The 20,823-nt window shown below is 61.2% G+C and carries 21 protein-coding genes; 10 read left to right on the top strand and 11 right to left on the bottom strand.

Going from position 1 to position 20,823, the window contains the following annotated elements:
- Nucleotides 1–86 precede the first annotated feature (86 nt).
- The gene (locus NN484_RS01710; RefSeq protein ID WP_127650829.1) at nucleotides 87–1,895 is read left to right on the top strand and encodes a cation:proton antiporter; all 1,809 of its coding nucleotides are present in this window, start codon (nucleotides 87–89) and stop codon (nucleotides 1,893–1,895) included.
- A gap of 117 nt (nucleotides 1,896–2,012) precedes the next feature.
- Here the strand turns inward: NN484_RS01710 and NN484_RS01705 are convergent, their stop codons facing one another.
- From NN484_RS01705 to ffh, 6 genes are all read right to left on the bottom strand, one after another.
- Nucleotides 2,013–2,426, bottom strand: a complete 414-nt coding sequence (locus NN484_RS01705) for an acyl-CoA thioesterase (RefSeq protein WP_127650831.1) — start codon at nucleotides 2,424–2,426, stop codon at nucleotides 2,013–2,015.
- A 147-nt stretch (nucleotides 2,427–2,573) separates the two neighbouring features.
- Nucleotides 2,574–2,924 carry a 50S ribosomal protein L19 gene (rplS, locus tag NN484_RS01700; protein WP_003175895.1) on the bottom strand — a complete coding sequence of 117 codons (351 nt, stop codon included), beginning with the start codon at nucleotides 2,922–2,924 and terminating at the stop codon, nucleotides 2,574–2,576.
- 45 nt (nucleotides 2,925–2,969) lie between these two features.
- Nucleotides 2,970–3,722, bottom strand: a complete 753-nt coding sequence (gene trmD / locus NN484_RS01695) for a tRNA (guanosine(37)-N1)-methyltransferase TrmD (RefSeq protein WP_003221981.1) — start codon at nucleotides 3,720–3,722, stop codon at nucleotides 2,970–2,972.
- 3 nt (nucleotides 3,723–3,725) lie between these two features.
- Nucleotides 3,726–4,262 (bottom strand): ribosome maturation factor RimM, encoded by a 537-nt coding sequence (gene rimM, locus NN484_RS01690; RefSeq protein WP_003221979.1) that lies wholly within the window; start codon nucleotides 4,260–4,262, stop codon nucleotides 3,726–3,728.
- 5 nt (nucleotides 4,263–4,267) lie between these two features.
- Complete coding sequence (gene rpsP, locus NN484_RS01685) at nucleotides 4,268–4,519, bottom strand: 30S ribosomal protein S16 (protein ID WP_003185073.1); 252 nt, start codon at nucleotides 4,517–4,519, stop codon at nucleotides 4,268–4,270.
- A 410-nt stretch (nucleotides 4,520–4,929) separates the two neighbouring features.
- Complete coding sequence (ffh, locus tag NN484_RS01680; RefSeq protein ID WP_127650833.1) at nucleotides 4,930–6,306, bottom strand: signal recognition particle protein; 1,377 nt, start codon at nucleotides 6,304–6,306, stop codon at nucleotides 4,930–4,932.
- 195 nt (nucleotides 6,307–6,501) lie between these two features.
- Here ffh and NN484_RS01675 point away from each other — a divergent pair, with 195 nt between their 5' ends.
- The 3 genes from NN484_RS01675 to NN484_RS01665 all read left to right on the top strand — a co-directional run bounded on the left by NN484_RS01675 (nucleotide 6,502) and on the right by NN484_RS01665 (nucleotide 10,267).
- The gene (locus NN484_RS01675; RefSeq protein WP_025112187.1) at nucleotides 6,502–7,314 is read left to right on the top strand and encodes a cytochrome C assembly family protein; all 813 of its coding nucleotides are present in this window, start codon (nucleotides 6,502–6,504) and stop codon (nucleotides 7,312–7,314) included.
- 12 nt (nucleotides 7,315–7,326) lie between these two features.
- On the top strand, nucleotides 7,327–8,559 hold the full coding sequence (locus NN484_RS01670) for a CNNM domain-containing protein (protein ID WP_215501736.1): 1,233 nt from the start codon (nucleotides 7,327–7,329) through the stop codon (nucleotides 8,557–8,559).
- A gap of 391 nt (nucleotides 8,560–8,950) precedes the next feature.
- Nucleotides 8,951–10,267, top strand: coding sequence for an MFS transporter (locus tag NN484_RS01665; RefSeq protein WP_215501737.1), 1,317 nt, complete (start codon nucleotides 8,951–8,953; stop codon nucleotides 10,265–10,267).
- A gap of 86 nt (nucleotides 10,268–10,353) precedes the next feature.
- On the opposite strand, the gene purT is transcribed toward NN484_RS01665, so the two are convergent.
- From purT to NN484_RS01640, 5 genes are all read right to left on the bottom strand, one after another.
- Complete coding sequence (gene purT / locus NN484_RS01660) at nucleotides 10,354–11,535, bottom strand: formate-dependent phosphoribosylglycinamide formyltransferase (protein ID WP_127650839.1); 1,182 nt, start codon at nucleotides 11,533–11,535, stop codon at nucleotides 10,354–10,356.
- Between the two features lie 100 nt (nucleotides 11,536–11,635).
- Nucleotides 11,636–12,103 carry a preQ0 transporter gene (locus NN484_RS01655; protein WP_215501739.1) on the bottom strand — a complete coding sequence of 156 codons (468 nt, stop codon included), beginning with the start codon at nucleotides 12,101–12,103 and terminating at the stop codon, nucleotides 11,636–11,638.
- Between the two features lie 137 nt (nucleotides 12,104–12,240).
- Nucleotides 12,241–12,456, bottom strand: a complete 216-nt coding sequence (locus NN484_RS01650; RefSeq protein ID WP_127650843.1) for a DUF1289 domain-containing protein — start codon at nucleotides 12,454–12,456, stop codon at nucleotides 12,241–12,243.
- Nucleotides 12,453–12,977 (bottom strand): gamma carbonic anhydrase family protein, encoded by a 525-nt coding sequence (locus tag NN484_RS01645; RefSeq protein ID WP_003221962.1) that lies wholly within the window; start codon nucleotides 12,975–12,977, stop codon nucleotides 12,453–12,455. Before NN484_RS01645 ends, NN484_RS01650 begins: the two co-directional genes overlap by 4 nt.
- A 47-nt stretch (nucleotides 12,978–13,024) precedes the next feature.
- On the bottom strand, nucleotides 13,025–13,624 hold the full coding sequence (locus tag NN484_RS01640) for a CoA pyrophosphatase (protein WP_127650847.1): 600 nt from the start codon (nucleotides 13,622–13,624) through the stop codon (nucleotides 13,025–13,027).
- 146 nt (nucleotides 13,625–13,770) lie between these two features.
- Here NN484_RS01640 and NN484_RS01635 point away from each other — a divergent pair, with 146 nt between their 5' ends.
- The 6 genes from NN484_RS01635 (at nucleotide 13,771) to ptsP (ending at nucleotide 20,813) form a co-directional block, all read left to right on the top strand.
- Nucleotides 13,771–14,322, top strand: a complete 552-nt coding sequence (locus NN484_RS01635) for an NUDIX hydrolase (protein ID WP_215501740.1) — start codon at nucleotides 13,771–13,773, stop codon at nucleotides 14,320–14,322.
- 82 nt (nucleotides 14,323–14,404) lie between these two features.
- Nucleotides 14,405–14,920 carry a L,D-transpeptidase family protein gene (locus NN484_RS01630; RefSeq protein ID WP_127650851.1) on the top strand — a complete coding sequence of 172 codons (516 nt, stop codon included), beginning with the start codon at nucleotides 14,405–14,407 and terminating at the stop codon, nucleotides 14,918–14,920.
- A gap of 283 nt (nucleotides 14,921–15,203) precedes the next feature.
- The gene (locus tag NN484_RS01625; RefSeq protein WP_425518798.1) at nucleotides 15,204–15,935 is read left to right on the top strand and encodes a GntR family transcriptional regulator; all 732 of its coding nucleotides are present in this window, start codon (nucleotides 15,204–15,206) and stop codon (nucleotides 15,933–15,935) included.
- A gap of 64 nt (nucleotides 15,936–15,999) precedes the next feature.
- Entirely contained in the window at nucleotides 16,000–17,106 is a 1,107-nt protein-coding gene (nagA, locus tag NN484_RS01620) for an N-acetylglucosamine-6-phosphate deacetylase (protein ID WP_274658488.1), read from the top strand.
- Nucleotides 17,087–18,109 carry an SIS domain-containing protein gene (locus NN484_RS01615; RefSeq protein WP_274658487.1) on the top strand — a complete coding sequence of 341 codons (1,023 nt, stop codon included), beginning with the start codon at nucleotides 17,087–17,089 and terminating at the stop codon, nucleotides 18,107–18,109. The genes nagA and NN484_RS01615 overlap by 20 nt, the downstream gene beginning before the upstream one ends.
- Nucleotides 18,110–18,299: 190 nt before the next feature.
- The gene (gene ptsP, locus NN484_RS01610) at nucleotides 18,300–20,813 is read left to right on the top strand and encodes a phosphoenolpyruvate--protein phosphotransferase (protein ID WP_274658486.1); all 2,514 of its coding nucleotides are present in this window, start codon (nucleotides 18,300–18,302) and stop codon (nucleotides 20,811–20,813) included.
- Nucleotides 20,814–20,823 lie beyond the last annotated feature (10 nt).

The following is a 20,823-nucleotide window of genomic DNA, read 5'->3' as shown; positions in this document are numbered from 1 at the left end:
CAGGGACGGCGCGCAAATGTAGAGTGAACTGTAGGAATGGACGCTAGTCTTTCATAGCCCGCAATTTCAAGGAACAGGGAGCATCAATGAACGAGCAGCAAATTCTCTTGGCATTTGGCGGGATCGGCGCCGCGGCGCTGGGTTGCCAATGGCTGGCGTGGCGCTTGAAGCTGCCGGCGATTCTGTTTCTGTTGCTGACCGGTATTCTCGCCGGCCCGATTCTGGGCTGGCTTGATCCGCAGGAAATGTTCGGTCCGCTGCTGATGCCGCTGGTCTCGCTGGCGGTGGCGTTGATCCTGTTCGAGGGCAGCCTGACCCTGCATCTGTCCGAGTGGCGCGAGATCGGCAGCGTCGTGCATCGCCTGGTAACCCTCGGCGCCCTCGTCACCTGGGTGGTGATCGCCGTCGCAACGCATTTCTTGCTCGGTTTCGACTGGCTGCTCGCGATCCTCTTCGGCAGCCTGACGCTGGTGACCGGCCCGACCGTGATCGTGCCGATGCTGCGGGTGGTGCGGCCGAAAGCGTCGATTGCCAACATTCTGCGCTGGGAAGGCATCGTCATCGACCCGATCGGTGCCCTGCTCGCGGTGGTGGTCTACAGCTTCATCATCGCCAGCGGCGAGGGCCACGGGCTCAAACAAAGTCTACTGACCTTCGGTGGCGTGATTCTCTGCGGCAGCGTGTTCGGCATCGTCGGTGGCTGGGTACTGGGCACCATCATCCGCCGTCAGTGGTTGCCGGAATATCTGCACAACCTCGCCTCGCTGGCGGCAGTGCTGGGGATTTTCATTGCGTCCAACGAGGTGATGCACGAGTCCGGCCTGCTCGCGGTGACGCTGATGGGCATGTGGCTGGCGAACATGAAGGGCGTGGATGTGCGGCACATTCTGCACTTCAAGGAAAACCTCAGCGTGCTGCTGATTTCCGGGCTGTTCATTCTGCTCGCGGCGCGCCTGGATCTGAATGCGCTGATCGGCCTCGGGCCACTGGTGCTGATTCTGTTGTTGGTGATTCAACTGATCGCCCGCCCGCTGAACGTCTTGCTGAGTACCGCCGGCTCCAGTCTGAACTGGCGTGAACGCGCCCTACTGTGCTGGATCGCCCCGCGCGGGATCGTGGCGGCAGCGGTGTCGGCGATTTTCGCGATTCGCCTGGATGAGGCCGGGCACGAAGGCGCCCTGCTGCTGGTGCCACTGACGTTCGCAGTGATCATCGGCACGGTGGTTCTGCAGAGCGCAACCGCTCGGCCACTGGCCCGCCTGCTGAACGTGGCGGAACCGGCGCCCAGCGGTTTCCTGATTGTCGGCGCCAACGGCCCGGCGCGGGCGCTGGGCAAATCACTGCAACAACTGGGCAGCCGGGTGCTGCTGACCGATTCGAGCTGGGAGAACATCCGCGCCGCGCGCATGGAAGGTTTGCCGACGTATTTCGGCAACCCGGCCTCGCAGCATGCGGATGCGCATCTGGACCTGGTCGGGCTGGGGCACCTGCTGGCACTGTCGCCGTCGGGCGAACTCAATACGCTGGCGGCGATGCGCTTTCGCCACGACTTCGGTCATCAGCGCCTGTTTGGTCTGGCCAGCGGGCATGAAAGCCGTCGCAGCGACAAGCACCGCGCGAGCCTTGAGCACCGGGGCAATCAGCTGGGCAGCGATGCTCTCACCTACGCGAAACTGGCCAGCCAGATGGGCCAGGGCGCCGAGTTGTACAGTACGACGCTGACGGACGGGTTCGGTTGGGATGATTACCGCGCGCTACATGGCAATCGCGCCACATTGCTGTTCATGCGTGATGACAGTGGCTGGGTGCATGTGGTGACGCCGGAGACTACGGTGAAACCGGGATCGGGGTGGACGCTGCTGGCGTTGATTCAGCCTGAGATCAGCGGCGTTTGATCTGGCGCCTTCGCGAGCAGGCTCGCTCCCACAGGTTCTGTGCCGGACACAAATTTGTGTTCACCCAGATCACTGTAGGAGCGAGCCTGCTCGCGAATGGCGCGACTCGGCCCTGTATCAGACTGCAAACCCTGGCAACACCGGCACCGGTCGTTTGTCATCATCAATCGCCACAAAGCTGAACTGTCCGTGGATCGCCTTCTCGCGACCGTCACAGCTCATGCTCTCGACGAACACTTCCACCTCGACCTTGAGGCTGGTGTTACCCACCTTGATCACCCGCCCCACCAACTCGACGATCGAGCCGGCCGGGATCGCGTGATTGAAGTCGATGCGGTCGGTGGACACCGTCACCAGCGGCAGGCGACAGAAACGTGTTGCAGTAATGAACGACACTTCGTCCATCCACGCCAGCGCGGTGCCGCCGAACAAGGTGTTGTGGTGGTTGGTGGTCGGCGGGAAGACGGCTTTGGTCACGCGGGTCACCGAGAGTTCGGTGCGGCGTTCGATTTCCTGGTCACGGGTGGTCATGAAGATTACTGCTCGTATATTCGGGCGCCGGGCAAAGCCACATCAAAAGATCGCAGCCTTCGGCAGCTCCTACAGGTTGAAGGCGGTAAATGGCAGGCAACAAAAAAGCAGCCCGTAGGCTGCTTTTTTCTGCATCGGAAGCTGGACTTAAGCCAGTTTTTCCTTGATGCGAGCTGCTTTACCCGACAGGTCGCGCAGGTAGTACAGCTTGGCTTTACGTACGTCACCGCGACGTTTAACAGCCATGCTGTCGATCTGCGGGGAGTAGGTCTGGAAAGTACGTTCTACGCCAACACCGTTGGAGATTTTACGAACGGTGAACGCACTGTTCACGCCGCGGTTACGCTTGGCGATTACAACGCCTTCGAACGCTTGCAGACGGGAACGATCGCCTTCCTTCACTTTCACCTGAACGACAATGGTGTCGCCCGGGGCAAAGGTAGGGATTTCTTTGGTCATCTGCTCTGCTTCGAGTGCAAGGATGATTTTGTTGGTCATGCTGTGCTCCTAAGGTAAATCAACTGATCTACCATCGATACGTTGTTAACTATCGTCCCGCTCGCGGATGTATTCCTCGAGCAGCTTCTTCTCTTCTCCAGAAAGCGAGCGGCTTTCCAGAAGATCGGCGCGTCGTTCATAGGTCCGACCAAGGGACTGCTGTAAACGCCAACGCCGGATATGCGCGTGATTGCCACTTAGCAACACGTCGGGAACACGCTGATCCGCATACACCTCAGGTCGGGTGTAGTGCGGGCAATCCAGCAGACCATCCGTAAAGGAATCTTCCTCAGCGGAATCCGCATGCCCTAAAGCTCCAGGCAGCAGTCGTGTAACCGCATCGATCATGACCATGGCCGGCAGCTCGCCGCCAGACAGTACATAGTCACCAATCGACCACTCTTCATCGACATGAGCCTCAATAAAGCGCTCGTCAATGCCTTCATAGCGGCCGGCAATCAGGATCAATGCATCCGATTTTGCCAACTCGCGTACCGCCGACTGAGTCAGTTGACGGCCTTGGGGGGACAGGTAAATCACCTTCGCCGCCTCCCCGGCTGCTGCCTTGGCCTGAACCAGAGCATCTTCCAGGGGCTTGATCTTCATCACCATGCCCGGACCACCGCCAAACGGGCGATCGTCCACAGTGTGATGCCGATCCGTCGTGTAATCCCGCGGATTCCAACAGGTCAGCTGCAACAGCCCCTGTTTGACCGCACGACTGGTAATGCCGTACTCACTGATGGCCGAGAACATCTCGGGGAACAGCGTAATGACGTCTACGCGCAGGCTGGCCATTGCTTAGAAGTCCGCGTCCCATTCCACCCTCATCACGCCTGCATCCAGGTCAATTGCCAGCACGCATTGCTCTGTGTAGGGCAACAACCGCTCGCGATCATCCAGGCTGCCCGCGCAGGGCTTGACCACCAATACATCGTTCGCGCCGGTCTCCAACAGGTGATCAACCTTGCCGAACAATTGCTCGTCCTGGTTGATGACGCTCAGACCCTGCAACTGGTACCAGTAGTACTCGTCGCCTGTCAGGTTGGGCAAAAGGCTTCGCGAGATGCAAATCTCATAACCGCTCAGAAGACGGGCTTCATCGCGATCATCGAGGCCTTTGAGCTTGGCAACCAGATCCTTTTGAGTGGATCGGCCGCTGACCAGCTCGACCTGTTTCACCACGCCTTCGCGCCGAAGCGTCCAGTTGCGGTAGTCCAACAGGTTTTCAATCGGATCGGTAAAGGAAAAGACCTTCACCTCGCCGCGAACGCCGTGAACCGAAAAAATCTTGCCGACAACGATCAGGTCATCAGCTTTTTCTGGCGTCGCGCTCATACTGCTCAGGCTGCAGCCTTGGCAGATTCCTTCAGCAACTGAGCAACACGCTCAGAAGGCTGTGCACCAACGCTCAGCCAGTAGGCTACGCGCTCTTGGTTCACGGACAGACGGATTTCCTGACCACGGGCAACAGGGTTGAAGAAGCCAACCTGTTCTTTGTGGGAGCCGTCACGCGGGTTACGCGAGTCGGTTACGGTCAGGTGGTAAAACGGGCGCTTTTTGGAGCCGCCAAGGGCAAGACGGATTGTTAGCATGTGAACATCGTTCCTGTAGTCGGTGCTGCAAATCTAAATGCACAGCGGGCATGGGTGCCCGAAAGGCCGCATATTCTAAGGAATATCCGGACTTTTGCAAATGACTTTTTCCGGCGCCTATGGCATGCCGTGCGGATTTGCATATAGAGCCGTCGATGAAAACGGCCAGTCAGCTCCCGCCGAGTGCGGGTTTGCTGTTGATCCCGCGTCCTTGCGGGGTCTGCGCCGGTGCGACGACCGGCGAAGTCTTTGTGTCCTGTCTCACCCATTTCGCTCACTTTTGGCGAGTGACTGATGCCCTCAAGCAAGGCGCCGCAACGAGTCATTGCCCGCTATGGCGAGGAACAGCAACGCAGCATGAGGGCATCAGGCGCCGCCATAAGTGAGCAGAATGGGCGAGAGGGGACACCTCACATCTTTGGCATGCCGCCGCCGGGCAACATACCGCCCATGCCGCGCATCATTTTTGCCATACCGCCTTTGGCGGAGAATTTCTTCATCATCTTCTGCATCTGCTTGTGCTGCTTGATCAAGCGACCGATGTCCTGCACCTGGGTGCCGGAACCCATGGCGATCCGGCGCTTGCGCGAACCGCTGATCAGCTCAGGGTCGCGGCGCTCGGCCGGGGTCATGGAGTTGATGATGGCTTCCATCTGCTTGAACTGCTTCTCTGCCGCATTCTGGGCATTGCCCATCTGCGACAGGTTGACGCCGCCGATGCTCGGCAGTTTGTCCATGAGGCCGCCGAGGCCACCCATGTTCTTCATCTGTTGCAACTGATCGCGGAAGTCTTCGAGGTCGAAGCCCTTACCCTTCTTCAGCTTCTTGGCCAGTTTATCGGCCTTGTCCTTGTCGAGGGTCGCTTCGGCCTGTTCGATCAGGCTGAGCACGTCGCCCATGCCGAGGATCCGCGAAGCGATACGCTCAGGGTGGAAAGGCTCGAGCGCTTCGCTCTTCTCACCCATACCGATGAACTTGATCGGCTTGCCGGTGATTGCACGTACCGACAGTGCGGCACCGCCACGGGCGTCGCCGTCGACCTTGGTCAGGATCACACCGGTCAGCGGCAGTGCATCGCCGAAGGCCTTGGCCGTGTTGGCGGCGTCCTGGCCGGTCATGGCATCAACCACGAACAGGGTTTCGACCGGGTTGATCGCGGCATGCAATGCCTTGATCTCGCCCATCATCTCTTCGTCGATGTGCAGACGACCGGCGGTGTCGACGATGACCACGTCGATGAATTTCAGTTTTGCTTCTTTAATAGCCGCGTTGGCGATGTCGACCGGCTTCTGGCTCAGGTCGGACGGGAAGAACGTCACGCCGATGTCGTTGGCCAGGGTTTCCAGCTGCTTGATCGCGGCCGGACGGTAAACGTCCGCCGATACGACCATCACCGACTTCTTCTTGCGCTCTTTAAGGAAGCGCGCCAGTTTGCCGGCGGTGGTGGTTTTACCGGCACCCTGCAAACCCGCCATCAGCACAACGGCAGGCGGCACGGCGCTCAGGTTCAGGTCTTCGTTGGCCGCGCCCATCAGGCTTTCGAGTTCGGCCTGGACGATCTTCACGAATGCCTGGCCCGGCGTCAGGCTGCGCGACACCTCGGTGCCGACAGCGCGCTCCTTGACCGAGTTGACGAAGTCCTTGACCACCGGCAGGGCGACGTCGGCTTCGAGCAACGCCATGCGCACTTCACGCAGGGTGTCTTTGATATTGTCTTCAGTCAGCTTCGCCTTGCCGGTGACATGGCGCAGCGTCTGCGAGAGACGGTCGGTTAAGTTTTCAAACATTGCGCGATCCTTTCAGGCCCTGTGTAGACCGGGATAATGGCGGCCCAGACCGGATTCAACATGTGCTCGGCGAGCCTGCGGCGTGGGCAGGTCGCGGATTATAGCGAAGACTGCGTCGGGCGGACACCTCGCACTTTCGTGGTGTGGCGGTTCTATGCCAAACTCAGCGCCTTTCGGGCCTGCCTAACAGGATTTATGCTCCCCTTGTCACCCAGTTTGCTGACCACGCTCGCCGCCGCTCTTCTTTATGCCGCTGCGACCCTTTATCAGGGCACCCGTCTGGCCTCCGGCGCCAAGGCGAACAAGCGCCTGCTGGTTACGCTCGGCATCCTTGCCGTGCTGGCCCACAGCGCCAGCCTGCTCACCCACCTGCTGACGCCGATCGGCCTGGGCCTGGACTTCTTCAGCGCCGCCAGCCTGATTGCCGCAGCGGTCATTGCCCTTACATTGCTGGCCTGCTCGCGGATCCCGGTGGAAAACCTGCTGGTGCTGCTGTTCCCGCTGGGCGCCGCGACGGTGCTGCTGGCGCAGTTCGCGCCGGCCGGCACGGTGCAGATCATCGACGAAGAGCCGGGCATCCTCGCCCATATCCTGCTGTCGATCCTGGCCTACGGCATGTTCACCATCGCGGTGTTCCAGGCCTTGCTGCTGCTGGTGCAGGATCACCAGCTCAAGCACAAGCACCCGTCCGGGCTGATCAAGAACTTCCCGCCGCTGCAAACCATGGAAAGCCTGCTGTTCGGCTTTCTCTGGGCCGGCTGGACGCTGCTGTCGCTGTCGCTGATCTCCGGCTGGCTGTTCGTCGAGAACCTGTTCGCCCAGCATCTGGTGCACAAGACCCTGCTGGCGTGCCTGGCGTGGGTGGTGTTCAGCGTGCTGTTGTGGGGCCGTAATCGCCTCGGCTGGCGTGGTCACAAGGCGATTCGCTGGACCCTCGCCGGTTTCTGCCTGCTGATGTTGGCGTATTTCGGCAGCAAACTGGTTCGTGAATACATCCTGCACATCTGACGGGCGGCATAAATGGACGGTTTGCCCATAGGGCCGATGCTCGCGGTATTTGTCCTGCTGATTTTATGGTCGGGGCTGTTTACCGCCGTCGAAATCGCGCAGCAGCACCTGCTCGCGCAGCGCGCCGCGTCGCGCGCCAGCGATAAACCACTGGCGAAGCTGAGCTTCCCGCTCGACAGCCTGATTCTCTGCAACACCCTGTGCCGCGCCCTCGCAGTGGTCATCGCCACGCTGCTGGCGATCTTCCTGTGCGAAGAAAACGGCCCGTGGGTAGCCTGCCTCGGCGCCGCTGCCGTGTTGCTGGTGTTTGCCGATTACTTCCCGCGCACCGTTGCCCATCGCTATCCAGACGCCGTGCTGTCCTTCGGCAATACCCTGCTGGCCGTACCGCTGAAAATCCTTTACCCGCTGGCCTGGCTGCTGAGCAGCATCAGCGGCTTGCTGCTGCGTCCCTTCGCCCGCAAGGCCCAAGTGGTGCAGCAGAGCGAAGACGAAGAGCCTGCCGATCGCCACGATGACCCGGAACATCCGTCCCGCACGCACCCGGTTTCGGGGATCCACGCGCTGGACAACATCACGGTCAATGACATTCTGGTGCCGCGCAGCGATGTCGACGGCATCAATCTCGATGACTCGATCGAAGAAATCATCGAACAACTGCGCCACAACAAGCGCACGCGCCTGCCGGTGTTCCACAGCGACATCAACCAGGTCGAAGCGGTGCTCAACACCCGGCAAATCCGCCATCTGCTCAACGATGACAAGCTGACCCGCGAAGCGCTGCTGGCTGCCAGCTACGAACCGTATTTCGTTCCGGAAAGCACGCCACTGCAGCTGCAACTGCTGAATTTCCACAAACAGCAGCGCCGCTTGGGCATGGTGGTGGACGAGTACGGTGAGGTGCTGGGCATCGTCACTCTGGAAGACATTCTCGAAGAAATCGTCGGCGAATTCGAAAGCGAGCACAGCCTCGACAACCCGCACATCCACCCACAGGCTGACGGGCGCATGGTGATCGACGGTACCGCGTCGATTCGCGAACTGAATAAATGCCTGGGCTGGCACCTGCCCAGCGACGGGCCGAAAACCCTCAACGGCCTGGTGACCGAAGCGCTGGAGACCATTCCAGAAAGCGCGGTGTGCCTGAAGATCGGGCGATACCGGCTGGAGATTCTCGAGACCGAGGAGAACCGGGTGAGCAAGGTGTTGATCTGGCATACCACTTCGGTGCCGGCCATCATCTAAAGCCTTCACCATTCCCTGTGGCGAGGGGCTTGCCCCCGTTTGGCTGCGCAGCAGTCGCATTTGCCTAAACAAAGCGTTAGCCGAGATATTTTGATTGAAGCGTCGGCACTGCTGCGCAGTGCAACGGGGGCAAGCCCCCTCGCCACAAAAGCCATGCCCTCGCCTCCTTTTTAGCGCTTGTTCATTCGTTAGCCCCCTTCCTATAATCGAACCGCTTACCCAAGCACCGCCTGGCCTTGTGCTTACCCGCACGCCTACGGCTTCGGCTATTTCCGCATCATCCCGGCGACTGTTCCTACTCGAAACAGCGACCGCGCCTCATCCCACATCCCTGGGTGCTCGACCATAATAATTCGCTCCAACGGAGCTCATGACTGTCAGGGATCACCGCATGACGACCAGTACCGCTTACAGCGCCACCACGCCTGCCCAGCCGACCAACTCCGCCACCCGTGTGGCAACGGCGAGTTTCATCGGCACTGCCATCGAGTTCTACGATTTCTACGTGTATGCCACCGCCGCCGCGCTGGTGATCGGGCCGGTATTCTTCCCGCAGACTTCCGGCACCGCGCAGATGCTTTCGGCATTTCTCACCTTCGGCATCGCCTTCCTCGCCCGACCGCTGGGTTCGGCGTTGTTCGGCCATTTCGGTGACCGCATCGGGCGCAAATCGACCTTGGTCGCCTCGCTGTTGCTGATGGGCGTGTGTACCACGCTGATTGGCGTGCTGCCGGGTTACGACAGCATCGGGGCCTGGGCGCCGATCCTCTTGTGCGTGTTGCGCTTCGGACAAGGTCTGGGCCTGGGCGGCGAATGGGGTGGCGCGGCGCTGCTGGCCACGGAAAACGCACCCAAGGGCAAGCGGGCGTGGTTCGGCATGTTCCCGCAACTTGGCCCGTCGATCGGTTTTCTCGCGGCCAACGGGCTGTTCCTGACCCTGGCCATGACCCTCAACGACGAACAGTTCCGCAGTTGGGGCTGGCGGATTCCGTTTCTGCTCAGCGCGGCACTGGTGATGGTCGGCCTGTACGTGCGCCTCAAGCTCCACGAAACCCCGGTCTTCGCCAACGCCATTGCCCGTCAGGAGCGGGTGAAAGTGCCGCTGGTCGAGCTGTTCAGCCAATACTGGGCGCCAACCCTGCTCGGCGCGGCGGCAATGGTGGTGTGCTATGCGCTGTTTTACATCTCGACGGTATTTTCCCTGAGCTACGGCGTGTCCACCCTCGGCTACAGCCGTGAGACGTTCCTTGGATTGCTGTGCTTTGCCGTACTGTTCATGGCCGCAGCGACACCGTTGTCCGCCTGGGCCAGCGACCGTTACGGGCGCAAACCGGTGCTGATCATTGGCGGGGTGCTGGCGATTCTGTCCGGATTCCTGATGGAGCCGTTGCTGACACAGGGTTCGACCTGGGGCGTGGCGCTGTTCCTGTGCATCGAGCTGTTCTTGATGGGCGTGACGTTTGCGCCCATGGGTGCGCTGCTGCCGGAGCTTTTTCCGACCCATGTGCGCTATACCGGGGCATCGGCCGCTTACAACCTGGGTGGGATCGTCGGCGCCTCGGCGGCACCGTTCTTTGCGCAGAAACTGGTGGCGATGGGCGGTTTGAGTTATGTCGGCGGGTATGTGTCGGGGGCGGCGGTGCTCAGCCTGATTGCAGTGCTGTGCCTGAAGGAAACGAGGAATAACGATCTGAATCAGATTGCCTGACAGAGCGAATCGCGAGCAGGCTCACTCCTACGGGGAACGCATTCCAATTGTAGGAGTGAGCCTGCTCGCAATAGGGGCGCCTCGGTTTACAGCTCTACAACAACCGCCTGAGCAGCGCGGGTCGCCTTGGCACGCGCAGCCTCGATCGACTCATCCCGCGCCAAGGCCACGCCCATACGGCGCTGACCGTTGACTTCAGGCTTGCCGAACAGACGCAACGCCGTATCCGGCTCGCTCAGTGCGGCACCGAGGTTGGCGAAGGCGGTCTGGGTCGATTGCCCTTCCACCAGAATCACCGCCGAAGCCGACGGGCCGAACTGACGGATCAGCGGCACCGGCAGACCGAGAATGGCGCGGGCATGCAGCGCGAACTGCGACAGATCCTGGGAAATCAGAGTCACTAGACCGGTGTCGTGCGGGCGCGGCGAGACTTCGCTGAACCACACCTGATCACCCTTGATGAACAACTCGACGCCGAACAGACCACGGCCACCCAGGGCCTCGGTCACGGCTTTGGCCACGCGCTCGGACTCCGCCAGGGCAATCGGGCTCATGGCTTGCGGCTGCCAGGACTCCTGATAGTCGCCCTTCTCCTGACGGTGACCGACCGGTGCGCAGAACGTGGTGCCACCGATGTGGCGCACGGTCAGCAGGGTGATTTCGTAGTCGAAATCGATGAAGCCTTCGATGATCACCCGGCCCTTGCCGGCGCGACCGCCTTCTTGCGCGTAATCCCAGGCCTTCTGCACGTCATCGACGCTGCGCAGCAGGCTCTGGCCTTTGCCAGAAGAACTCATCACTGGCTTGACTACGCACGGGAAGCCCAGGTCCTGAACGGCTTTGCTGTAGTCCTCGAAGGTGTCGGCAAAGTGGTACGGCGAGGTCGGCAGGTCCAGCTCTTCAGCAGCCAGACGACGGATGCCTTCACGGTTCATGGTCAGTTGCGCGGCACGGGCGGTCGGGATCACGGTGAAGCCTTCGGCTTCCAGCTCGACCAGGGTGGCGGTGGCGATCGCTTCGATTTCCGGCACGATGAAGTGCGGCTTCTCGGCTTCGATCACCGCACGCAGCGCGGCGCCGTCGAGCATGTTGATCACATGGCTGCGGTGGGCAACCTGCATGGCCGGCGCGTTGGCGTAACGATCGACGGCAATCACTTCAACGCCCAGGCGTTGCAGCTCGATCACCACTTCCTTGCCCAACTCACCACAGCCACACAGCAATACGCGGGTCGCGGTCGGCGACAATGGAGTTCCGATACGGGTCATCTCAGGTCCTCAAAGAAGCGGATCATCGAGGAAAGCAACGCCAGACGCGCTTTCCATGGGGAGAAAGCGCGGCATTTTACATGAACCCGAGGGTTTGGCTTCAGCTGGCGACAGCCTGTTTGCGCTCGCGCCAGGCCATGATCAGCCAAACAGCGGTCACGCCGGCGAACTTCGAGGCCAGCGCGGTGATGATCACCGGTGGCGTCATCAGGTCGATCATGCCGAAGAAGATGAAGGTATCGATGGGAATGCTCAGCGCCGAGCTGATCCACAAACGGTCACGCAACGGACGTTTGGTGACGCTGAACACCAGCCAGTCGATGCATTCGGAGATCGCGAACGCCGTGGCGCTGGCCAGGGCGATGGACGGATCGGACGTAACGTAGGACAGAACCAGCGCGACCAGCATTGCCACGATGGCACCGTGACCGAAACGGGTCTGCACCATATCGCGCAATACGAACACCAACCCGCCCCAGGCCGACCAGATGATGTCCAGGTGTGGCGCGGTGGAGAAGGCGAAGTTGATCAGCACGACGCTGCTGATGTAGGCGATGAGGAAAATCATGGGAGCGACCTGTCAGATTGGCGCACAGGTTACTTCAGCCAAAGCAGAATCAAAAGATCGCAGCCTGCGGTAGCTCCTACAGGAGAACGCACTCCAAATGCAGGAGCTGCCGCAGGCTGCGATCTTTTTGCTCTTCGCTACTTGTTCGGGGTCGCCCCAATCATCCAGATCAATCCACTCGCCTTCGCCCGCTCATGACACAACCCGAGCACCACACGTCGCTCGTCGTTGCTCATGCGGCTCCAACGGGTGATCTCTTCCACAGTGCGCTGGCAGCCGGTGCAGATGTCATCCTCATCCAGCGCACAAATGCTCACGCACGGCGAGGCGACCGGTCTTTCGGGTGTGTTCATTCTTCTTGCTCTACCAGATCCCGCGCGTAACGCTGCGAGTTATGCACATAGTGCGCGGCGCTGGCTTCGAGCATCTTCTTCTGCGGCTCGGTCAGTTCACGCACGACCTTGCCCGGCGAGCCCATGACCAGCGAGCCATCGGGGATTTCCTTGCCTTCGCCGATCAGCGAATTGGCGCCGATGATGCAGTTCTTGCCGATCTTTGCGCCATTGAGGATCACCGCGTTGATGCCGATCAGGCTGTAATCGCCGACGGTGCAGCCATGCAACATGGCGTTATGACCGATGGTCACGCCGGTGCCGATGGTCAGCGGATAGCCCATGTCGGTGTGCATCACCGTGCCGTCCTGAACGTTGCTGTTCTTGCCGATCAGGATCAGTTCGTTGTCGCCACGCAGCACGGCGTTGAACCAGACGTTGGCGCCCTCTTCCAGTTTGACCTTGCCCACCAGCACGGCATTGGGCGCAACCCAGCTTTGCGGATGGGTATCGACGCGGGCGTCGCCCAGGCGGTATTTCATCTTGTTTTCCTCAGGGCTCACGATGACGGGCCATTCGAACGATGGCTTCAGGTATTGATATAGCTTTTGGGGGGATGGTGCAGGCTGATCTGTTCGTCATAGAGCAGATTGATCAACTCGACGATCATGATCGCCGTCAGCCCCCAGATCTTGAATTCACCGTAACGATAACTCGGCACATACCAGCTGCGGCCCTGATAATCGATACGGTGCGTGTGTTCACGCGGGTCTTTGCGGAAGAATTCCAGCGGTACGTTGAATACCGCAGCGATCTCGGCATCGTTGGCCAGGTATTCGACGAAATCAGGTATCACCCCGACATAAGGCGTGACCTTGATGCCATGCAGCGAAATCAGCGGGCTGAGCGGACCAATCACCTCGACCAGCCCCGGTGGCAGGCCGATTTCTTCTTCGGCTTCGCGCAGGGCGGTGAAAATCAGGTCAGGGTCTTCCGGATCGCGGCGTCCGCCGGGAAAGGCCACTTCGCCGCCATGGGTCGAGAGGCCGCTGGCGCGCAGGGTCAGTACCAGCTCGGGTTCGTCACTGCGGGTGATCGGCACCAGAACAGCAGCCTCGGGGAAACGTTTATCGGTCTCCAGCGTGCGCGGTGTGTGGTTGCTTACCCTATGCAGTAGCTCGTCCAGCATGAGTGTTCTCGATCTGTGCCTTACCCTGCATCATGCACCAATCATGGCAGCCGCCCAAGCCCCTCGCCAGGCCATGTCGCGAAACGACAACTTGCCGACCGACACCGCTGCACGCCAAGATAGGCGCAGCATTCAGGAACCCCAGCATGAAATTTTGCAGCCAGTGCGGCAACCCGGTGACCCAGCGCATTCCCGAAGGCGATTCGCGGCTGCGTTTTGTCTGTGACAGCTGTCAGACCATTCACTATCAAAACCCCAATATCGTGGCCGGTTGCGTTGCGACCTGGGGCAGTAAAGTGCTGCTCTGCCGCCGCGCCATCGAGCCCCGGCTCGGTTACTGGACGCTGCCTGCCGGTTTCATGGAAAACGGCGAGACCATCGAGCAGGCCGCGACCCGCGAAACCGCCGAGGAAGCCTGCGCACGGGTGCGCAACCTGAGCATCTATACGTTGATCGACGTACCGCACATCAGCCAGGTGCATGTGTTCTTTCGCGCCGAACTGGCCGACCTGGATTTTGCCGCCGGCCCCGAGAGCCTCGAGGTGCAACTATTCGACGAAGCCGACATTCCATGGGACGAGCTGGCTTTCCGCACGGTGGGGCGTACCTTAGAATGCTTCTTCGCTGACCGCCGCACCGAAACCTACCCGGTGCGCTCCGAATCGATACCGCCGCTGGCGCAGGCTGCCATTAGCTGACTTAAAAGATCAGAAGATCAAAAGATCGCAGCCTTCGGCAGCGCCTACACTTAACATTGCGTCATTTTGGGGAATTGTTTCAATGCGCTGGTTGCTTGCTCTGTTTTGCCTGTCGTTCGTCTCACTCTCCCAAGCGTCCTTCGTGACTACCGTGACGCCGTCGAATACGCCACTGATCGAAAAAATCCTGGTGCTCAAATCGGCGCATCAACTGCAGTTGATCGCCGACGGCAAGCCGATCAAGACCTACCGCATTTCCTTGGGCAAGGGCGCAAAAAAGGGTCCGAAATTGATTGAAGGCGACAAACGCACCCCGGAAGGCTTCTATTGGATCGACTGGCGCAAGGTCAGCGACAAATTCAACCTGGCGATGCACATTTCCTACCCGAACATCAGCGATTCGGCGCGCGCCCGGCGTGAAGGCGTCGAGCCTGGCGGGATGATCATGATCCACGGCACGCCGGATTCGGAAGAAACCCCGGAAAACCTGTTCCACACCCTGGACTGGACCGATGGCTGCATCGCCATGCGCAACATGGACATGCGCGAAGTCTGGGGCCTGGTACCGGACGGTACGATGATCGAGATTCGCCCCTAGTCCCTGACCACTGGTCACCTGCAAAAAAATAAATCAAAAGATCGCAGCCTGCGGCAGCTCCTACAGAGGTGATACCACTCTCAACTGTAGGAGCTGCCGCAGGCTGCGATCTTTCGCGTTTTAAAGCCCACCTTTAATACCACTCAAGACAACCATCTCAAGAAACCGCCATTTCATTGGGCCAACGGCCATTTCCCTGCGTTGACATGGTATTCAAGTGGTATTAATTTCCGTCCCACAAGCGAGCCACAACAATCCTATACTCGCGTCGGAAATGACCTACATGAACGACCTCCAGGCCCTACGCCCAGATGACTCTCAGCCGACGCCGCTGTACCTGCAGCTGGCGCGCAATCTGGAATCGGCGATCCATGCCGGGCAGTGGAAGGCGGAGCAGGCGATGCCGTCCGAGCGCAACCTCAGCGAGCAACTGGGCATCTCCCGGGTCACCGCCCGCAAGGCGCTGGAAGTGCTGCTTGATCAAGGTCTGATCCGCCGCCTGCAAGGTTCCGGCACGTTCATCACACCACGCCTGGAACAACCGCTGTCGCGCCTCTCGGGCTTCAGCGAAATGCTCCGCCTCAAGGGTTTCGTCCCCAGCTCGCAGTGGCTGGAACGCGAAATCACCCTGCCGACTCACGAAGAACTGATCCGCCTGAGCCTGTCGCCGAACGACAAGGTTGCGCGCATGAAGCGCCTGCGCAAAGCCGATGACACCGTGATGGCCATCGAGATGAGCACCCTGCCCGCCTCGATCATGCCCAAGCCGCAACTGGTCGGCGATTCGCTCTACGAATACCTCGATGGCATCGGCAAACCGATCGTTCGCGCCCTGCAGCACATTCAAGCGATCAACGCCTCGGACGAATTCGCCGCGCTGGTCGGCATCGCCCCCGGCACCGCGATGCTGCTGATGACCCGGGTCGGCTATCTGGAAGACAACACGCCGATCGAAGTCACCGACACCTATTGCCGCAACGACTACTACGACTTTGTTGCAGAGCTTCGAAGATAAAGAGCTGCGTCGATAAACAGCGGCGCCACTAAACGGGCGAAGCCGTCAAACAGCGAGAACCGAAATGTCCGAAGACAACATCCTCACCGCTCACGGCTGGGTTCGCGGCCGGCTGATCCACGAACACGGCAAAGTCGTGTCGATCGAAGGTGTACCCTGCGATCCGGCCGACAATGACCTGCCGTATCTGCTGCCGGGCTTCATCGACCTGCACGTTCACGGCGGTGGCGGCAAAGACATCATGGAAGGCGCCAGCGCCTTCGAAACCATCACCAAAACCCATGTACGCTTCGGCACCACCTCGCTGCTGGCCACCACCATGACCGCACCGAGCGCCGAGATCTCCAGCGTCCTGAAGGATGTCGGAACATTCTGCGAACAGCGTCCGAAAGGCGCCGCCCGGGTACTCGGCGTGCATCTTGAAGGCCCGTACATCAATCCCGGCAAACTCGGCGCACAACCAAATTTCGCCCACACCGCGTTGATGGCCGAAGTTGAGGAATACCTGGCGCTGGCGCCGATCCGCGTGATCACCATCGCCCCGGAAATCGCCGGCCACGACGGATTGATCCGCGAACTGAGCAGCCGCGGCATCCGCATGCAGATCGGCCACACCCTCGGCAGCTATGAAGAAGGCGTCGCCGCCCTGGATGCCGGCGCCACCAGCTTCACCCATTTGTACAACGCCATGAGCCCGCTGCATCACCGCGAACCGGGGATCGTCGGCGCGGCACTGGCCCACGCCAAATTCGCCGAGCTGATCCCGGATTTGCTGCACGTGCACCCCGGCGCGATCCGCGTGGCCCTGCGTTCGATCCCGTGCCTGTATTGCGTCACCGATTCGACCGCTGCCGCCGGCATGCCCGACGGTGAATACAAGCTTGGCAGCCACACCGTGACCAAATGCCTGGGCGGCGTGCGCCTGCCCGACGGCACGCTGGCCGGCAGCACCCTGACCATGGATCAGGCCCTGCGCAACCTGGTGAAGATCGGTTTGCCGATCGCCGAGGCCTCGCAGCGTCTGTCGCAATTTCCCGCCGACTACCTCGGCATCACCGAACGCGGGCGCCTTGCACCTGGGGCCTGGGCCGACTGCGTGCGGCTGGATCGCTCACTCACACTGACCGCCGTCATGGTCGAAGGAGAAGACATTGACTTCAAAAATGCTTGAAGAGGCGCTGTCCTCGTTCGAGGCCGTGCAAGCCCAACTGCAACAGCTCGACCCGCAGATGATCGAGATCGCCGGGCGCCTGCGCCGTCAGCCGCCGCAAGTGGCGATGACCGTCGCACGTGGCAGCTCCGACCACGCGGCGAGCTACTTCGCCTACCTGACCATGCAGCAACTGGGCGTGCCGGTGGCGTCGTTGCCGATGTCGGTGGTGACCATGCAGCAGGCGCCGTTGAAGGTCAGCGGTCAGGTCGCGTTTGCGTTCTCGCAATCGGGTCAGAGCCCGGATCTGGTCAACAGCCTGCGCCTGTTGCGTAAACGTGGCGCACTCAGTGTTTCGATGGTCAACGCCGCCGATTCGCCATTGGAAGCTGCGTGTGAGTTCAGCGTGCCGCTGCTCGCCGGCACTGAGAGCAGCGTCGCCGCGACCAAAAGTTTTATCGCCACCCTCAGCGCCAGCGCCCGGCTGATCGCGCACTGGAAAGAAGACAGCGAACTGCTGGAAGCGCACAACGCCCTGCCCGAAGGCCTGCGCGAAGCGGCAAAGCAGGACTGGAGCGCGGCCATCGACGCGCTGCGCGATTGCGAACGGCTGATGGTCATCGGCCGTGGTGCCGGTTTTGCCATCGCCCAGGAAGCCGCACTGAAGTTCAAGGAAACCTCGGCGATTCAGGCCGAAGCTTTCAGCAGCGCCGAAGTGCGTCACGGCCCAATGGCGCTGATTGACGAGCACTACCCGCTGCTGGTGTTCGCGCCTCGCGGCGCCGAGCAGGCGGGACTGATCAGTCTGGCAGCGGAAATGCGTCAACGCGGCGCCCGTGTGCTACTGGCCGCGCCGGACGATGTCAGCGAGCGCGACCTGACCCTGACCCGCGCCGAACACCCGGCCCTCGACCCGATCCTGGCGATCCAGAGTTTCTACGTGATGGCCGCTGGCCTGGCCGTGGCCCGGGGCATGGACCCGGATCAGCCGCGCCACCTGAGCAAAGTGACCCGTACACACTGACAACGGCTGAACGATGCACAACCCTGTCGGCGGACGTGAAACCCGTTGATTGATGCACAACCCTGTAGGAGCTGCCGCAGGCTGTGATCTTTTGATTTTGATTCACATAAAAACAAGATCAAAAGATCGCAGCCTTCGGCAGCGCCTACACAGGGACACCGAACCGAGATTTAACCGATGAGACCGAGCCATGCACAACAACAATAAAGAGCTGACCCTCAGCGCCCCGCTCAGCGGCCCGGTGCTCACGCTCGCCAAAGTCCCGGACGCGGTGTTCGCCAGCGGCGCGATGGGCGATGGCATTGCCATCGACCCGTTGAACGACACCCTGTATTCGCCCTGCGCCGGCGTGATCATCCATGTCGCCCGCACCGGCCATGCACTGACCGTGCGCGCCGACAACGGCGCAGAAATCCTCCTGCACCTGGGCCTCGACACCGTTGAACTGAACGGCGAAGGCTTCTCGATGCTGGTCAAGGAAGGCGCGCGCGTCAGCAAGGGCCAGCCGTTGCTGCACTACGACCTGGACAAGGTCGGCCTGCAGTGCAAAAGCCTGGTCAGCCTGTTGATCCTGACCAACAGTCAGGACTTCCAGGTACGCCCGATCACCCTCAAGGCGGTGAAAGTCGGCGAGCCATTGCTGCACATCGTCGCGCTCTCAGGTTCCGCGGCAAGCGCTGAAGCCGTCGGTGGCCCGCAGGTGCACGGGCAGGTGCTGGTCGCACATCGCGGCGGCTTGCATGCGCGTCCCGCGGCGCTGATTCGTCAGACCGCGCAAGGCTTCAAAAGCCAGTCGCAACTGCACTTCGCTGGTAAATCGGCACCGTGCAACAGCCTGATCGGGCTGATGGGGCTGGCCATCGGCGAGCAGGATGAAGTGCAAGTCAGCTGTCAGGGCCCTGACGCCGAAGCCGCGCTGCAAGCCTTGCTCAGCGCATTGGCCACCGCCCTGCCGGAGGATCATCACGCCGCCGCACCGGTCAGCGCTGCACCGCGCAAACGCCCGGCCGAGGCAGGCGTGCTGCAAGGTGTGTGCGCCGCACCGGGCCTGGTCGGCGGGCCGCTGTTTCGCCTGAACGCGATCAGCCTGCCGGCGGATGCGGGCAATCATGATCCGCGGGGGCAGCAGCAGATTCTTGAGTCGGCATTGAATCAGGTTCGCAGCGAAATCCACACCACCCTCACCCAAGCGAAAAAGCACAAGAGCGCCGACGAAGAAGCGATCTTCGCCGCGCACCTGGCGTTGCTCGAAGACCCGGCCCTGCTCGACGCCGCGCAGCAATCCATCGATAAAGGCACTGCTGCAACCCACGCCTGGAGCCAGTCGATCGATGTGCAGTGCGAGGTGCTGCAACACACCGGCAGCGCGCTGTTGGCCGAGCGCGCCAATGACCTGCGCGACCTCAAGCAACGGGTGCTGCGCGCCCTGCTCGGCGAAGCCTGGCATTACGACGTGCCGGCCGGCGCCATCGTCGCTGCGCATGAACTGACCCCTTCTGATCTGCTGCAACTCAGCGCCCAAGGTGTCGCCGGATTGTGCATGGCCGAAGGTGGCGCAACATCGCACGTAGCGATTCTGGCGCGGGGCAAAGGTCTGCCATGCATGGTCGCGTTGGGTTCGGCTTTGCTCGACCAGCCGCAAGGGCAATCGGTGGTGCTCGATGCTGACGGCGGTCGCCTTGAACTGACGCCGAGCGCTCAGCGCCTGGCCGAGGTCCAGCAAGCGCAAATCGATCGCCAGCAACGTCGCGATGCGCAACAAGCCAAAGCGCATCTGCCAGCAGAAACGCGCAATGGCGTGACCATCGAAGTGGTCGCCAACGTCGCCTCAAGTGGTGAGGCGGCGGACGCGTTTGCCAACGGCGCCGACGGTGTCGGCCTGCTGCGCACCGAGTTCCTGTTCGTTGATCGCCAGACCGCGCCGGACGTTGAAGAACAGCGCAGCGCCTATCAAGCCGTGCTCGATGCGATGGGCGACAAATCGGTGATCATCCGTACCATCGACGTCGGTGGCGACAAACAACTCGACTACCTGCCGCTGCCCGCCGAAGCCAACCCGGTGCTCGGCTTGCGCGGCATTCGCCTGGCTCAGGCCCGTCCGGAAATACTCGATCAGCAACTGCGTGCGCTGCTGCAAGTCAGCCCGTTGCAACGCTGCCGGATCCTGCTGCCGATGGTCACCGAGGTCGATGAGCTGCTGCACATCCGTCAGCGTGTCGATGCGCTGTGCCTGGAACTGAACATCAGCCAGCGCCCGGAAATCGGCGTGATGATCGAAGTCCCGGCCGCCGCGCTACAAGCCGAGCAACTGGCCGAACACGCCGACTTCCTGTCGATCGGCACCAACGATCTGTCGCAATACACGCTGGCCATGGACCGCGACCACGCCGGCCTCGCCGCCCGGGTCGATGCCCTGCACCCGGCGCTGCTGCGTTTGATTGCCATGACCTGCGCAGGCGCGGCGGTGCACAAGCGCTGGGTCGGCGTCTGCGGTGCCCTCGCCTCCGATCCGCTGGCGACGCCGGTGCTGATCGGCCTGGGCGTCACGGAGCTGTCGGTCAGCCCGGTGCAGATCGGTGAAATCAAGGACCGCGTGCGCCAGTTGCACGAGGCCGAATGCCAACGCCTCAGCCATGACCTGCTCAAACTGAACAGCGCCGCTGCGGTGCGCCTCGCCTGCCACCAGCATTGGCCTCTGCACTAACAACAAGCTC

Source organism: Pseudomonas serboccidentalis, from assembly GCF_028830055.1.
GTDB lineage: Bacteria > Pseudomonadota > Gammaproteobacteria > Pseudomonadales > Pseudomonadaceae > Aquipseudomonas > Aquipseudomonas serboccidentalis.
Note: the sequence above shows the minus strand (reverse complement) of the source record. Positions and strands in the feature narration are given on the sequence as shown.